Source organism: Bacteroidales bacterium, assembly GCA_035299085.1.
In the GTDB taxonomy this organism is placed as follows: Bacteria; Bacteroidota; Bacteroidia; order Bacteroidales; family UBA10428; genus UBA5072.
Genome location: DATGXG010000044.1, coordinates 1 through 14,280, shown reverse-complemented (window position 1 = coordinate 14,280; position 14,280 = coordinate 1). Strand labels below are relative to the sequence as shown.

Here is a 14,280-nt window from a genome sequence, read left to right as displayed (position 1 = left end):
TAGAAGAACTTATTACTTTATGATTCGTGAATTAAAAGAGTCAAACCGTTATAAGGAAACCATATTTCTTGGTGCACTGAGTATTCTGTGTTTTAGTCTTTCAATTTTCCGGCTGTTGTATTCGGACACCCGATTATTTCTCTTTCTTAACTGGAATCTTTTTCTGGCTTTTCTCCCCTGGTTGTTTACATCGTTAATACTTGTATACCCGAGATTCCAGAATGTAAAACTGAATTTCATTTTAGTGATTTTATGGCTGTTATTTTTCCCAAATGCCCCTTACATCCTTACCGATTTATTTCATTTAAGATTGAATTCAACCATGCCGATATGGTTCGACCTGGTTCTGATCCTGTCGTTTGCATGGACAGGATTGATGTTCGGATTCATGAGTCTGTGGGATATTGAAAACTTATTAAGCAAAAAAATCAATAAAAAGTTAATTCCTTTTATTTCCCTGAGTTTGCTGTTTCTCGGAAGTTTTGGTATTTATATCGGAAGGTATTTACGTTGGAACAGTTGGGATGTAATAAGACAACCCTATTCATTGGCTTATGATATCGGGGACAGAATTATAAACCCGTTTCACCATCGGCAAACGTGGGGAATGACACTATTTATGTTCATATTCTTAACCATCATTTACTGGTCGTTTAAGTTTATTAAGAAAAGGGATAATTAGACGGAATGAAACAAAATAGATTTTTGGTAGCCGAACGGCTGAAAAGCTTCAAACATGCCTTTAACGGGTTAAGGATCCTGTTTAAAGAAGAGCATAACGCCCAAATTCATTTCTTTGCGGCAGTGAGCGCAATCCTTGCGGGGTTCCTTTTCGACATATCCGTGTATGAATGGCTTGCCATTGTTTTTGCAATAGGATTCGTGATTACCATGGAAATAGCCAATACAGCAATTGAGGGTATATCAGATTTTGTATCACCCAAAAAGAATGACAAGATTAAAAGAATTAAAGATTTGTCAGCAGCAGGCGTTTTGGTAAGCGCTATAACAGCATTGATTATTGGATTAATCATATTTGTACCAAAATTTCTCAGTCGGTTTTAACTATCCGGTCCATAACCGTGTTTGCCAGAACTTATAAAACCAGATATATTCAGATACATGAAGAAAGTATTATTGCTATTGGCCGATGGCTTTGAATCCTTTGAGGCAAGCGCATTTATTGATGTGATCGGATGGAATCATGCTGAAGGCGATATGTCGACAGAACTGTTTTCCTGCGCCCTTAAAAAGGAAATTAAGAGCTCATTCAACCAGAAATTTATTGTTGATTATTTACTAGATGAAATTGATATCCATTCATTTGATGCCCTGGCGATTCCGGGAGGATTTGAAATTTACGGCTTTTATAATGATGCCTACAATGAAAAGTTCCTGGATGTGATCCGGAGGTTCAAAACAGAAAATAAAGTGATTGCGTCCATTTGTGTAGGTTCACTGCCTGTGGCGAAGAGCGGTATTCTGATAAATAAAAATGCAACAGTTTATGACAGTGTCAAAAGGAGAAAAGAACTCTTGGAATTTGGAGCCAATGTATTGGATCAGCCAATCGTTTTGGATGATAATATCATCACATCCTGGAATCCTTCTACAGCAATTAATGTAGCCTTGTTATTACTTGAATTGCTAACCTCAAAAGCAAATTCAGATAAAGTAAGAAAACTGATGGGATTTTAATTATAGTATCATGACAGCTCAAAATCAGATTATTTCATTTTGCGGAGATGTGTGTTCATTGTGCCCGCGCTATGTTGCAACACGGAACAACGATATCGAAGCCTTAAAAAGATTTGCCGCTTTGTGGTTTAAATTGGGATTCCGGCCTGAAGTCATTGACCCGGAGCAAATGAAGTGTTATGGTTGCAACCGGGATATGGCCTGCAGTCAAGGGATTAATGACTGCATACACCTTCAGAACATTAACAATTGCGGAGAATGCCAACATTTTCCCTGTGATAAAATAAATGCCGTGTTCGAAAAAACGGATAAAACCAATACGATCTGCAAAGGAAAATGCACAGAAGAGGAATACAATGTTCTTTGTAACGCGTTTTTACTGAAACGGGAAATTCTTACAAGGATAAACACAGAACACCGAAACAAAAACCATTTTCATTAAACAATAATTTTGAATTTTTAACCCAAAACAAGAACCAGATTGTGATAAATTAAATTGCATTAAATAACCATATCAGCATTATGAAACTCGATTACATTATCAAAGGTACAGGCGATATTTCGCTTTTATTTGTCCACGGTGCATTTATTGATAAGGATTATTGGCAGGAACAGCTTGAATATTTCAGCAAAACCTATAAAGTAGTACTAGTCGATTTAGCCGGTCATGGCAGATCAGACAAAAATCGTGATAACTGGTCAATTCAGTCGCTGGGTGATGATATTATTTCTGTTATTGTTGAATCAGGCCTTTCCAATATTATTTTAATCGGGCATTCGCTTGGCGGTGATGTCATTTTAGAGGTTGCCGATAAAATACCGGATTTAATTACTGGCTTTATTGGTATTGACAATTTTAAATATGCCGGAACAGCATTGCCACCAAGTATTACCAAACAGATTGAACAGGCACTGATTATGATGAAAAGTGATTTCCCTTCTGTCTCGGAAGCATTTGCGCGACAATCCTTATTGACAGACAGTACTGATGACCAGATAAGGAATCGCATTATAAAGGATTACAAAAACTTTGACCCTGAAACAGGAGTTGCATTATTAACATCGAGCTTCACCTATTTCAACCGTGAAAGGGAATTATTACAGCGATTGCGATTTAAATTACATTTGATTAATGTTGATTATGTGCCAACCAATGAAGACTTACTGAAGTTGTATGCACACTCCGGTTATTTAGTCATGAATATTAAAGGTACCTGTCATTATCCCATGATTGAAAATCCATCGGAATTCAATCATCTTCTGGAAACGGCAGTATTGAATATTCTGTCAAGCCAAAAATCTGCTTTTTAGTTAAAGTTTGAATGTGTGATGACTCAATATTAAGTCATATACTAATTATGCGTTCAATAATCATCCTGGTTACATTACTTCATTTTGCTTTATTAAGTACTCATTCTCAAAACAGTTCATTCTATCCTTATTATAAGGTTAATCATGTAATAAGGAATAATGGACTGCTGCTTGCCGACGGTGTTGTAGCAGAAGAAAAGCAGAAATGGGATGCCATGAATAATAAAATTGAAACGTTATTTTACCTGGAATCGGTTGATGACAGTACCTGGCAATGGATAAAACCCACCGGTATAACGGTTAATACAAACGGAGATACCTTAAAATATGAAGCCTTTCCAAGAAATATCGTTGCTTTTAAAAACTACTTCATTTCAATTATTGATGTGGGTGAAAACCCTGACAGGATGCAGGTGATTCATTATTCCCGCGATGGCATTCTGTGGATTTCAACCGGAATTTATGTTACATCAATTCATGTAATTAACGATAAAATTATAGCAGAACATAATTTATCACTGGCTGTGTCTGAAGATGGCATACACTGGAAACTTTATGCTTACTTCAACTGGGATAATTCTTACCCGGAATATACAAATCAAGTCCCTGCAGAAAACCAGACGATTTATGTCTTCAGTTTTCCGGATACGGCAATTAATTTCAATAAAGAGGAATACCCGTATATATCATATGACTGGTTTTCATTGAAAGGCTATTACAGGGATAGTGTTTACATTCTGACTGATACCACTTCATTTATGGCTGTTTCAGATGATGCCATCAGGTGGAATTATATCGAAACACCCACAAAAGCTGATTCCAATCTAAATCTCCAATATGCACATGGCAAAGTTATTTATTTAGCAGCAGCAAAAGATTCTTATTACCTGTATGAGTCAACCGATTTCAGAAATTGGACCAGGACAAAAATTGAAACTGACAGCAGCGATTTTGAAAACGGATTCTATATTGAAGATGCTTTTGTGCTAGACACTTTGTTGTACTTACAGGTTTCAACTTTCTATGGCGATGAGGAAAACGGATTACATGAATATTCAGTAACCTTATGTTCGGAGGATAGCAAGCATTTCAGACCATGCGATGCAACTTCAATAGCCCTGGCCGGGGCTATTGATGCACCTGCAGCAAGTATAATGGAATATAATTCCAAATCTATGAACAAAATACATTTCATATTTAAGGAATTAAGAAATGGAAGATTAGTCGGACTGGATTCTGAAAATGATAATCCTTAGATCGAAGAGAACTGTGAGTACAAACGGGCTCTGAATTGTATTAGTTTACATACAATCAGCAACACCATGAAATCTAAACTTATTTCTGTCCTGATTCTGAGTTTTATTTTAAGCACTATTATAAAGGCTCAGACTTTACCTGAAAACACCGTTAAAGCCGACAATTGCCTTCCCGGAAGATCGTATCCGCGAATTTATGATGACGGTAGAGTAGTGTTTCAACTGGTTGCTCCCGAAGCCACACAGGTTTCGGCAGATATTACAGGCAAAAAATTCCCTCTTCAAAAGGACGACAAGGGAGTGTGGACAGGTACAACAGAGCCCATTGTGGAAGGCTTTCATTACTATGCTTTCATTGTTGACGGCGCAAGAGTTTCTGATCCGTCAACTATCACCTATTTTGGGGCCGATGCTGCAATGAGCGGGATTGATATTCCGTCTGCCGACATGAAGTTTTTTCAGCCGCAGAATGTCCCGCATGGTGAAGTAAGAGCCAGGTATTACTATTCACCTGTACGCAAAACAACACGTCGTTGTTTTGTTTACACTCCCCCCGATTATGATAAGAACCCGGATAAAAGATATCCTGTACTGTATCTTCAGCACGGATGGGCGGAAGACGAGACAGGATGGAGCAACCAGGGCAAAATGAACTTCATTCTTGATAACCTCATTGCCGAAAAGAAAGCAGTGCCCATGATCGTCGTGATGGATAACGGCGATATCTCAGGATTGCAGTTTAACGTGGTCAACTGGGATATCCCTCAATCAATAACTTCTACCGGGAAAGACAAAATTGAATTCCAGGAGCTGATCATCAGGGATATCATTCCCATGATCGATTCATGTTACAGGACACTATCCGACCGTGATCACCGGGCTATGGCAGGATTGTCATGGGGAGGACTTCAAACATTTGAAATTGTGTTTAATAACATCGATAAATTTGCCTACATGGGTGCCTTCAGCGGTGCGCTGATGGTAAGAGAGAATATTGATATCACTACACTTTATGGTGGATTACTGAAACGGCCCGATGAGATCAATTCGAAAATGAAACTCATCTGGATGGGAACGGGAACCGCAGAAGGGAACTGGTCGCAGAGTTTCAGGGATAAGCTGACAGGATTGGGCGTGAAGAATATTGTCTTTTATGAATCACAGAATACAGCCCATGAATGGCTTACCTGGAGAAGATGTTTGCACGAGTTTGCGACGTATTTGTTTAAGTAGGCAGTTGGTCTTCTGGTCTTCTGGTCTTCTGGTCTTGTCTGGGACCTATGGGACGAATGGGATTATTGGGATTATTGGGATTAATGGGATTATTGGGATTAATGGGATTGATAGGATTGATAGGATTGATAGGATTGATAGGATTTCTGGAGTGGCTAAAATCTGCGTTAGCGGATTAATGTGAATAGCGCCGGCTGAAAGCCGGTGTTATTGGCATTCACAGTTCACAACCGCGGTAGCGGTTGAATTTGAACAAACACGGAACACTGATAGTTTAACTATCAAAACCATGACTGAAACTAATCGTACTGTTTTTGCGCCGCAACTGTTTATCCCTGAAGGAACAATGGATATTTCCTTTTATACTAAAGCATTCAATGCAACAGTAATCAGGGAATTCCGGAATGATGACGGCACCCTGCTTGTGGCAGAACTGTCGATTGGCCCGACCCTGTTTCACCTGCATGAAGAGAGACCGGCAAAGGGACAGTTTGAACCCCGAAAGATAAAGGGGGTCACAACCCTTATCGGACTATTTGTTGAAGATGTGGATTCAGTTGTAAAGAGTGCGCTGGATGCAGGAGCCAGGTTGCTGAATCCGGCTCAGGATTATGATTATGGCTACCGGCAGGCAGAAATTCTGGATCCTTTCGGTCATCAGTGGATGATTGAGAATAGGCTCACTCAGTGATCAGGCTTCGGCAAGCTCAGCGACCGGTGATACCTTATTAAGCAAGCATGACTTCGACAAGCTCAGTCATGCAATTTTTCACAATTTTAAGGATGAGAATAAAATTTCTACTGATAACCTTCTTATTTTTCATACCATTATCCGGCCAGATCAGGAAAATACGTTTGGAATATAGCAACGGAAAAACCCTGGCAAAAGGCCGGGTAGTTACCTGCAAAGGATACCCCTGCATTGGTTCTGCTTGCAAGAATATCGGAAGGTGGACTTACTATTATCAAAATGGTAATGTTGAAAGAAAAGAAAGTTATCAGAATATTAAAAATTGTGACTCAGAAGAAACCCGGACAGGCTGGTGGGAATACTATAATGAACAGGGACAACTTCTTAAAAGAGAAGAATACAGGAATAACATTCTCTGGAATTCAGAAATTGCAGAATATTACGATAACAAAGAACTAGCAGGAAGAATCAAAGTAATCAACGGCACCAGGGATACTCTTGAGATAATACAGGATGATACTCTCAATTTAATTAAAAACGGAGACTTCTCCTTTTACTTTGGACCTCCTGAAATGGAAATCAAGGATGGTCAAAGTCAGATTGAAAAACAGATTCCATTCTGGCATTCTCCTGATAATCATACACCCGATTACTACAATTCTCTTCGCCGTCTTAAAAACGTTCCTGATAACATGAATTCTGAAGGCCGGAATGATTATGATTATGTAGGTCTGATCTTATTTCACAATCCTACCGGTGAATATATGGAATTCATTACCGGAGAATTAAAGTCCCCACTCATAGCCGGTAAGACTTATTGTTTAAAACTCGTTATCTCTTTGAGTCAGAATTCAGGTTATTTAACAGATCAATTTGGTGTACAGTTTTCAACAGACAACCATTCATTTGACCTTGTTAAAAACAGAACACCTGATATCCTTTTTAATAATTTGCCATCTTATTCGAATCGGTGGGATACGCTTTGTTCAGAATACATTTCAACCGGAGAAGAGAAATATATTACAGTGGGCCGCTATATTGATACTGATAAAATTAAAGTTTTCAGAAATACCATTGTAAAAACAAGTGAAGGCGATTTTAATGTATCCGCGTATTACCTGATTGATTCTATACAATTAATGGAAAAACATTCAGGATGCCTATGCAAAACTGAAAATTCAAAAGAAGAAAACAGAACATTATGAAAATTCCTTTTAAATAACGCTGTCAGGTCCTTCGGACGCTGACAGGTCACATCGTGCAAAATGGAAAAATTCTATTGGGAATTTCTGAATAAAAGTAAAAATATGTACTGGAGGGGAATCAGTAATAAGGACAGGAATGTAGCTATTTATGAAATTGAGAAAGTGGCAAACCGCTATGGTTATATAACCGATTTTCATATGTTTTCCGACCTCGAGATTTCCATAAAAATCGAAACCGTTGAACAAAAACTAACTGCCTTATACGCTGATCTGAAAAACTATTTAACTTTAAATGAAATTCTCCTGAATAACTCTGATTCAAATAATGAAGTTCCTGTTTTTCTGAGTATAACATTTATAAAGGGAACCGGTGATTTAAAAATTGAAGTTCCGGCTGTGCCGGGGTAGTCGTTTGAGGTTTGACGTCTGATGTTTAGAAGTTCAGGGGTTCAGATGTTTGAGGATGTCTGAAATCGTTTGAAAGTTTAACTTCTATTCGCACCCTAAAAATGAAATTTAAAGTTTTCTTTTCAGGATTTCAAATGATGCTCATTGTTTCCAGGTGATTCGTCCGGATGATAAAGTGATTGTGAATGAAAATAACATTCCTGAGAACAGTCTGAAAGCTTTTAAAAGAAACAATGTGCTCTATATTGAAGGAATAACTGACCATGCCGATCTGTCGATTTTTGATGCTGCAGGAAAACTGATTCTTAAAAAGAGAGTCTCTGGCAATGAAGATCAGGTATACACAGGTAATTTAGCTAAAGGATTATATACTGTATATATAAGTATCAACGGAGAACAGGAATATAAATGTTTTAAATTTATCAGGTAAAGTACAGGTGTTCACCTTTTGAGGTTTGATTTTTATTTCTAAAAATTTCAAAAAATGAGCCAGGAAAAATACATGGTTTGTCCTGTCGGAGTTGCTTTCAGCTTCGATAACCGTTTAAGGAAAATATTTCAGGATCCGGTTAATATTCTCAGGCCTTATATTCAACCCGGTATGAAGATTCTTGACCTTGGATGCGGCCCGGGATTCTTCACGCTTGCCATAGCCTATCTTCTGCATAATTCAGGTGAGGTAATTGCTGCTGATCTTCAGCAGGGAATGCTTGATATAATTTATAATAAAATAACCGCTACCCGGCTTGCTTCAAGAATAAGGCTTCATCCCTGCAAAAAAGATACGATTGGCCTTGCTGAACAGGTGGATTTTACGCTGGCCTTCTGGATGGTTCATGAGGTACCGGATCAGGACAGATTGTTTTCTGAGCTCTATTCATTGCTGAAACCGGGCGGATTACTTTTCATTATAGAACCAATAATCCATGTCAAAAAGAAGGATTTCGAAAAAATGCTCGGAAAAGCAATATCAGTCGGGTTTGAAGTTAAAAATACCCCCCGTGTGTTCTTTAGCAGGTCAGTACTGATGGCCAAGAGTTGAAGTTTAAGGTTGAAAAAATAAAAGTTATGGATTAATTTTGGATAAACGGCAACCATGCAAAAAGGTCGGGTTGAAGCATTCAGTGACGGAGTACTGGCGATTATCATTACCATTATGGTACTTGAAATTAAGGTGCCCCATGGAAATGAGTTCAAAGATCTGATACCGGTCATTCCGATTTTCCTCAGTTATGTCCTCAGTTTTATTTATGTCGGAATTTACTGGGTTAATCACCATCACCTGCTTCATACCATTACAAAAGTTACGGGATCGATACTCTGGGCTAACCTGCATTTGCTTTTCTGGCTTTCCCTGGTTCCGTTTGTAACCGGGTGGATGGGCGAAAATCACTTCAGCAGGAACACTGTGGCGTTATATGGTGTTATCATGTTCATGGCAGCCGTTTCATACTATATTCTTCAGCAGATCATTCTCAAAACCCAGGGAAACGACAGTATGCTGGCAAAAGCCATAGGAAAGGACCTTAAAGGCAAACTGTCGGTTATATTATATCTTTCGGCAATTATCCTGAGCTGGGTAAACTCATACCTTGCAGGTTTTATATACGTGCTGGTGGCTTTGATATGGCTGATACCCGACAGGCGCATTGAGAAAGCACTTAAGTAGGAATTTCGGAAACTGAAAGATGAACTACAGTCACTTTATTTTTGATATAGACGGCACAATGCTTGATACCGAAAAGGCTGTCCTGGTCTCTTTACAGGATACTCTTAAAGAAGTTGAAAGCAAGGACTATGACCTGAATGATCTGAGGTTTGTCCTTGGAATACCCGGAATTACCGCACTCAACAAACTCAATCTGAAAAATGCTGAACATACTTATTTCATCTGGAACGAATACCTCAAGAAGCATCTCGATGCAGTAACCTTATTCCCGGGTATTGAAGAACTTGTAAAAAAGCTCAGGCAAAAAGGAATAAAACCGGGTATCATTACTTCGAAAAACAGGTTTGAATTTAACCAGGATTTTGTGCCTTTCGGCCTGGCTGGTTTCTTTGAAACGGTAATCTGCATGGAGGACAGTGAAAGACCTAAACCTTCTGCTGATCCCATGCTGGCATACCTTAAAAAAGCAGGAATTAGCAATAAAGAGGCTCTCTATATTGGGGACACCGCTTATGACAGGCAATGTGCCTTTTCTGCGGGGGTCGACTTTGGCCTGGCGCTATGGGGTTACAATGCGACGGAAAGGATTGATGCGACGTATTATTTTACTTCGCCGAAGGAAGTGTGGGAGAGGTTTAGTGTTTGAGGTTTGAAGTTTGAAGTTTGAAGTTTGAGGTTTAGAGGTTTAGAAGTTTAGAACGAAAAAGACATGCGATTTTTTTCAATTTTTCTGATTGGCCTTTTAGGTTGTATACCTGCAGGGCTTACCCAAACAGGCGATGCGGTTTCAGGCAAAAACGGAATGGTGGTTTGTTCTGACCGGAATGCTTCTGAAATCGGGCTGCAAATCCTGAAAAAGGGAGGTAATGCCATTGATGCTGCCGTTGCCATGTCATTTGCGCTCGCAGTTACTTATCCTGAGGCCGGAAATATCGGGGGAGGAGGATTCCTTATATATTACCGGAATGACGGGCTCATAACAAGTATCGATTTCAGGGAAAAAGCTCCGCTGAAAGCCGATTCAGCCATGTTTCTGGATACCGAAGGAAAAATCAAAGACAATAGCAACCACGAAGGTGTTTTGTCAGCCGGTGTTCCCGGAACAGTTGCGGGATTGGAATTAGCGCATAAAAAATATGGTAAGCTTGACTGGAAGGAACTGGTTGAACCGGCTGTTAACCTTGCTGAAAACGGCTTCGCGATCACTGAAAATTTATCAAGGAACTTTAATTATGGAATTGATAATTTTCTGAAGTATCCGTCAACAACAAAAGCATTTTTGAAAAAAGATAACTCCGCATATTTGCCCGGAGAACTCTGGCGTCAACCCGACCTTGCTTCTACTTTAAAGAGAATTCAGGAATCCGGCATGGAAGACTTTTACAACGGAAAAACCGCGCAGTTGATTTGCGAATTTATGAAGAATAACGGGGGAATGATTACTGCTGAAGATCTGAAACAATATAAGGCTGTTGAAAGAAAACCGGTTCATTGCAATTACAGGGGCTACGATGTATATTCAATGGGGCCGCCAAGTTCAGGAGGAATTGTAATTACTGAAGCGCTGAATATTCTCGAAGGTTTTGATCTGAAGGGAATGGGCCATAACTCGGTTCAATATTTACATTCATTATCAGAGGCCATGCGGCTTGCTTTTCTTGACCGCGCCAAATACCTGGGGGATCCTGATTTTCAGAATATTCCGGTGCAAAAACTATGTAGTAAGGAATATGCACATACACTTCAAAAGCTCATTCTTCCTGATACATCCTTAGCTTCCAAAGCCGGGGATGTAAATCAATTGAACGAAGGTCCTCATACTACCCATTTATCGGTTATGGATTCTCATGGTAATGCCGTATCACTCACTTATACCATTGAAGGCTGGTTCGGATCAGGTATGGTTGTAGAAGGAGCCGGTTTCCTTCTCAACAATGAGATGGGCGATTTCAATCCGATGCCCGGAATAACTGACAATTTTGGTAACATTGGTACAAGACCGAACCTGGTTGCACCCGGAAAAAGGATGTTATCCAGTATGAGTCCAACCATTGTACTGAAAGATGAAAAACCGTTCCTGGTCATTGGTTCGCCCGGAGGCCGGACGATACCCAATACGGTACTTCAGGTTGTGCTGAATGTAATCGATTTTGATATGAATATTTCGGACGCCCTTACTCAAAAACGTATACATCATCAATGGATGCCGGATACCACCATACTGGAATATAATACGCTTTCAGATGCCTCCCTTAGAGAGTTCCGTAAAATAGGGCATGAAACGGATACTGGCAATGGTTACAGGCTTGGAGAAGCCATGGGTATCCTGTTTGATTCAAAAAATCATATCTATTCGGGAAAAGCCGATCCCCGAAGTCCCGATGGAACGGCTTTAGGGTACTAGTTCGTTAATCGGTGTTCGGTATTCGGGAATCGGTAATGGTATTCGGTATTCGGTAATCGGTAATCAGTAATCGGTATCGATAATAGGTAATAGGTATCAGTAATCGGTAAAATTTTGAGTTTTCCCCAATTCTGTGTATTTTGGCGGCGTGTTGAAACGTGAAGTTGTAATTCCATTATCATGAAAATCAGAAGTTTGCTTATTCTAACCCTGTTCATTCCTTCCCTGATCAACGCCCAAACCGAAAGCCCGAGTATTTTCAGTACAATTGAGATCCGCACGGATTCAGGTGTGTATAACAGTAACAAGAATTCTTTGATGAGCGGTGGTGAAAAGCTGCTCTATTTCTTCTACCGTGAAGAGAATGAAATTGCCGAAATTACACTCACTCCAAAGGAACCCATGACACAACTGCACCTGATTCCCTCAGGTGATTACGAGATCATTGACTCCCTGCTTTTATTCAATAATGCCTGGCATTCGAAAGTGCGATTTAAAAACCTTACGCAATCGCGATTTTTGAAGTTGCAGGTCAGTTATAGTACAGCAGAGACCTCAGGATATCAAGCCATTGGCTTGTTTCCCTGTACAAAGACAACGGTCAGTATCAAACCTGCCTCCGATGATCTGTTCCTTGGAGAAGAAAAAGTTTTCGAAATCATTACAAATAACGCAGCTAACCTGAGATTTGCCAGCGAATGGACATCAGGACTGCCAATGGATTACCGGCTTGAAAACCTGAATAACCAGCTGATCCTGCATGTTATGCCTAACCAGACAGGCTTGCAGCGTCTGAAGTTAAACCTCCATACCGATAAACCGGATATGGATCTGAACACAAACACTCCCCTTTCGCAGCTTCCACCGCTTGAATGTACTTTTTCGGTGAAGACAAGCAGGCTTCAGTACCTGAATACAGATAAGAAGGATGTTACAATGGATGAAAAAGCCCGTACCCAGGGCGTTGAAATCCAGCTTGACAATAGCCGGAATCTTCAGATCAACAAAACCTACAGGGTAGAAAACCAGGAAGAACCCGGCGGAGTGCTGATTGCAGAAATATTTACACGAAATTACCTGACGGACAACCGGGTATTGTGTTACCTCAAAACGTACAATTATCACCGCAGCACTGAAGGATACCTTTATATAAAAGAAGGTGATGAGGCCAGGTTTATTTCGAACTTTAATATTACGCCCGCCACTGCTATCACGGCAATTTCTGTAATGCGCGATGGCGGCGAGTGGAGCCGTGATCTGTCGGTTTACCCCGGTGAGACAGTGAGTGTGAAAATTGAAGGCACTGCTCTTTATAAAGCCCGTTTCCATTTTGAAGACCTTGTTGATATTACATCAGACACGCTGATACAGAATGAACAGCAGGTTATAATGAGACTGAGAGTCCCGCTTGATATCAATAAAAAACGGGTCGGATTATATAGCAATTCAGCGAATACCGGTCAGGCCCTGACTATCAGGGAATATGAAAATCCAAGGCCTTTTGATTACATCATGCTCAATTATGGCGACATAAACCGGGTGGTTTCCGGTGTGCGCGGGCCGATCCTCTTTGACAAGACAATCCGTGACATTGTGATATCTTTTAATGAAAACCGGATTGATGTGGATGATAAACTATATGGCAGGCAATATGTGAGCGTCGATCTCAGGGTTACAGGACCCGCAAATGAGCTGATCGATATGAAAACTCTTCCGGCAATGACGGTCTGTCCCGGTGAAAATTCGCCCCGGTACAACTATTACGATAAACGCAATTGTAACCAGGGAGACATCAGCCTCAACAAGTTTCTGAGCCGGACAACAAGTGACCTGGACGACTGGTCGAAGATACATCTTACCTTCCGCAATACTCCGGGTAAATACGGCGAAGTGCAGCAGGAAAAAGAAATTGATATCATACTGAAGAAGAAAATGAAATTTGACATCGATGTTTCTTTCCCTGCCGGTTTGCTCACAGTTTCCCATGATCCGGAGAATCCGGGCAAAACCACATTCAATAACCTGTATGGTATCAGCATGGCCATGGTGGCGCAGTTTGCCTTTTATCACCCGGAAAAGATTGCCAAGCTGAGGCCTTACCGGTTTGGAGCTGGTTTTCTCGCACTTGATGCCTTTAATTTTCAGAGTGAACGGCAGGATTTGGCCATTGTTGCGCTGGCCAGTCTTTATCCCACTTCACGAGGTAAAAAGCTGGCTTTCCCGCTATACTTAGGAGGGGGTTACCAGTTTAAGGCAAACACCTGGATGTTGCTGATCGGACCCGGGATATCCGTGAAGTTATAATTGTTGGTCTTCTGGTCTTCTGGTCTTCTGGTCTGGGACCAATAGGACCTCTGGGACGTATGAGAGAACTTCACACCGTCACCCCGTCACCCCCTCTCCCC

16 protein-coding genes are annotated in these 14,280 nt (G+C 40.4%); all 16 read left to right on the top strand.

The features are described 5' to 3' along the window. The first annotated feature begins 19 nt into the window (after window positions 1-19). On the top strand, window positions 20-682 hold the full coding sequence (locus tag VK179_14080; protein ID HLO59871.1) for a DUF1361 domain-containing protein: 663 nt from the start codon (window positions 20-22) through the stop codon (window positions 680-682). 5 nt (window positions 683-687) lie between these two features. Then, window positions 688-1,065 carry a diacylglycerol kinase family protein gene (locus VK179_14075; GenBank protein ID HLO59870.1) on the top strand — a complete coding sequence of 126 codons (378 nt, stop codon included), beginning with the start codon at window positions 688-690 and terminating at the stop codon, window positions 1,063-1,065. 57 nt (window positions 1,066-1,122) lie between these two features. Continuing rightward, window positions 1,123-1,698, top strand: coding sequence for a DJ-1/PfpI family protein (locus VK179_14070; protein HLO59869.1), 576 nt, complete (start codon window positions 1,123-1,125; stop codon window positions 1,696-1,698). A gap of 10 nt (window positions 1,699-1,708) precedes the next feature. Further along, a complete protein-coding gene (locus VK179_14065) occupies window positions 1,709-2,140 on the top strand; it encodes a DUF3795 domain-containing protein (protein HLO59868.1) in 432 nt (143 codons plus the stop codon). Window positions 2,141-2,220: 80 nt separating this feature from the next. Next, the gene (locus VK179_14060; protein HLO59867.1) at window positions 2,221-3,009 is read left to right on the top strand and encodes an alpha/beta hydrolase; all 789 of its coding nucleotides are present in this window, start codon (window positions 2,221-2,223) and stop codon (window positions 3,007-3,009) included. Between the two features lie 47 nt (window positions 3,010-3,056). Next, the gene (locus tag VK179_14055; GenBank protein HLO59866.1) at window positions 3,057-4,265 is read left to right on the top strand and encodes a hypothetical protein; all 1,209 of its coding nucleotides are present in this window, start codon (window positions 3,057-3,059) and stop codon (window positions 4,263-4,265) included. 66 nt (window positions 4,266-4,331) lie between these two features. Then, window positions 4,332-5,498, top strand: coding sequence for an alpha/beta hydrolase-fold protein (locus VK179_14050; GenBank protein HLO59865.1), 1,167 nt, complete (start codon window positions 4,332-4,334; stop codon window positions 5,496-5,498). A gap of 289 nt (window positions 5,499-5,787) precedes the next feature. Beyond that, the gene (locus VK179_14045; GenBank protein HLO59864.1) at window positions 5,788-6,189 is read left to right on the top strand and encodes a VOC family protein; all 402 of its coding nucleotides are present in this window, start codon (window positions 5,788-5,790) and stop codon (window positions 6,187-6,189) included. Between the two features lie 92 nt (window positions 6,190-6,281). Beyond that, on the top strand, window positions 6,282-7,394 hold the full coding sequence (locus tag VK179_14040; protein ID HLO59863.1) for a hypothetical protein: 1,113 nt from the start codon (window positions 6,282-6,284) through the stop codon (window positions 7,392-7,394). 60 nt (window positions 7,395-7,454) lie between these two features. Continuing rightward, on the top strand, window positions 7,455-7,802 hold the full coding sequence (locus VK179_14035) for a hypothetical protein (protein HLO59862.1): 348 nt from the start codon (window positions 7,455-7,457) through the stop codon (window positions 7,800-7,802). A gap of 154 nt (window positions 7,803-7,956) precedes the next feature. Further along, on the top strand, window positions 7,957-8,232 hold the full coding sequence (locus VK179_14030; protein ID HLO59861.1) for a T9SS type A sorting domain-containing protein: 276 nt from the start codon (window positions 7,957-7,959) through the stop codon (window positions 8,230-8,232). 54 nt (window positions 8,233-8,286) lie between these two features. Further along, window positions 8,287-8,844, top strand: coding sequence for a class I SAM-dependent methyltransferase (locus tag VK179_14025; protein HLO59860.1), 558 nt, complete (start codon window positions 8,287-8,289; stop codon window positions 8,842-8,844). Between the two features lie 54 nt (window positions 8,845-8,898). Continuing rightward, a complete protein-coding gene (locus VK179_14020; GenBank protein ID HLO59859.1) occupies window positions 8,899-9,471 on the top strand; it encodes a TMEM175 family protein in 573 nt (190 codons plus the stop codon). Window positions 9,472-9,490: 19 nt separating this feature from the next. Continuing rightward, window positions 9,491-10,117, top strand: a complete 627-nt coding sequence (locus VK179_14015; protein ID HLO59858.1) for an HAD family hydrolase — start codon at window positions 9,491-9,493, stop codon at window positions 10,115-10,117. Window positions 10,118-10,180: 63 nt separating this feature from the next. Continuing rightward, a complete protein-coding gene (ggt, locus tag VK179_14010) occupies window positions 10,181-11,875 on the top strand; it encodes a gamma-glutamyltransferase (GenBank protein HLO59857.1) in 1,695 nt (564 codons plus the stop codon). 180 nt (window positions 11,876-12,055) lie between these two features. Next, a complete protein-coding gene (locus tag VK179_14005; protein ID HLO59856.1) occupies window positions 12,056-14,179 on the top strand; it encodes a hypothetical protein in 2,124 nt (707 codons plus the stop codon). Window positions 14,180-14,280: the final 101 nt, after the last annotated feature.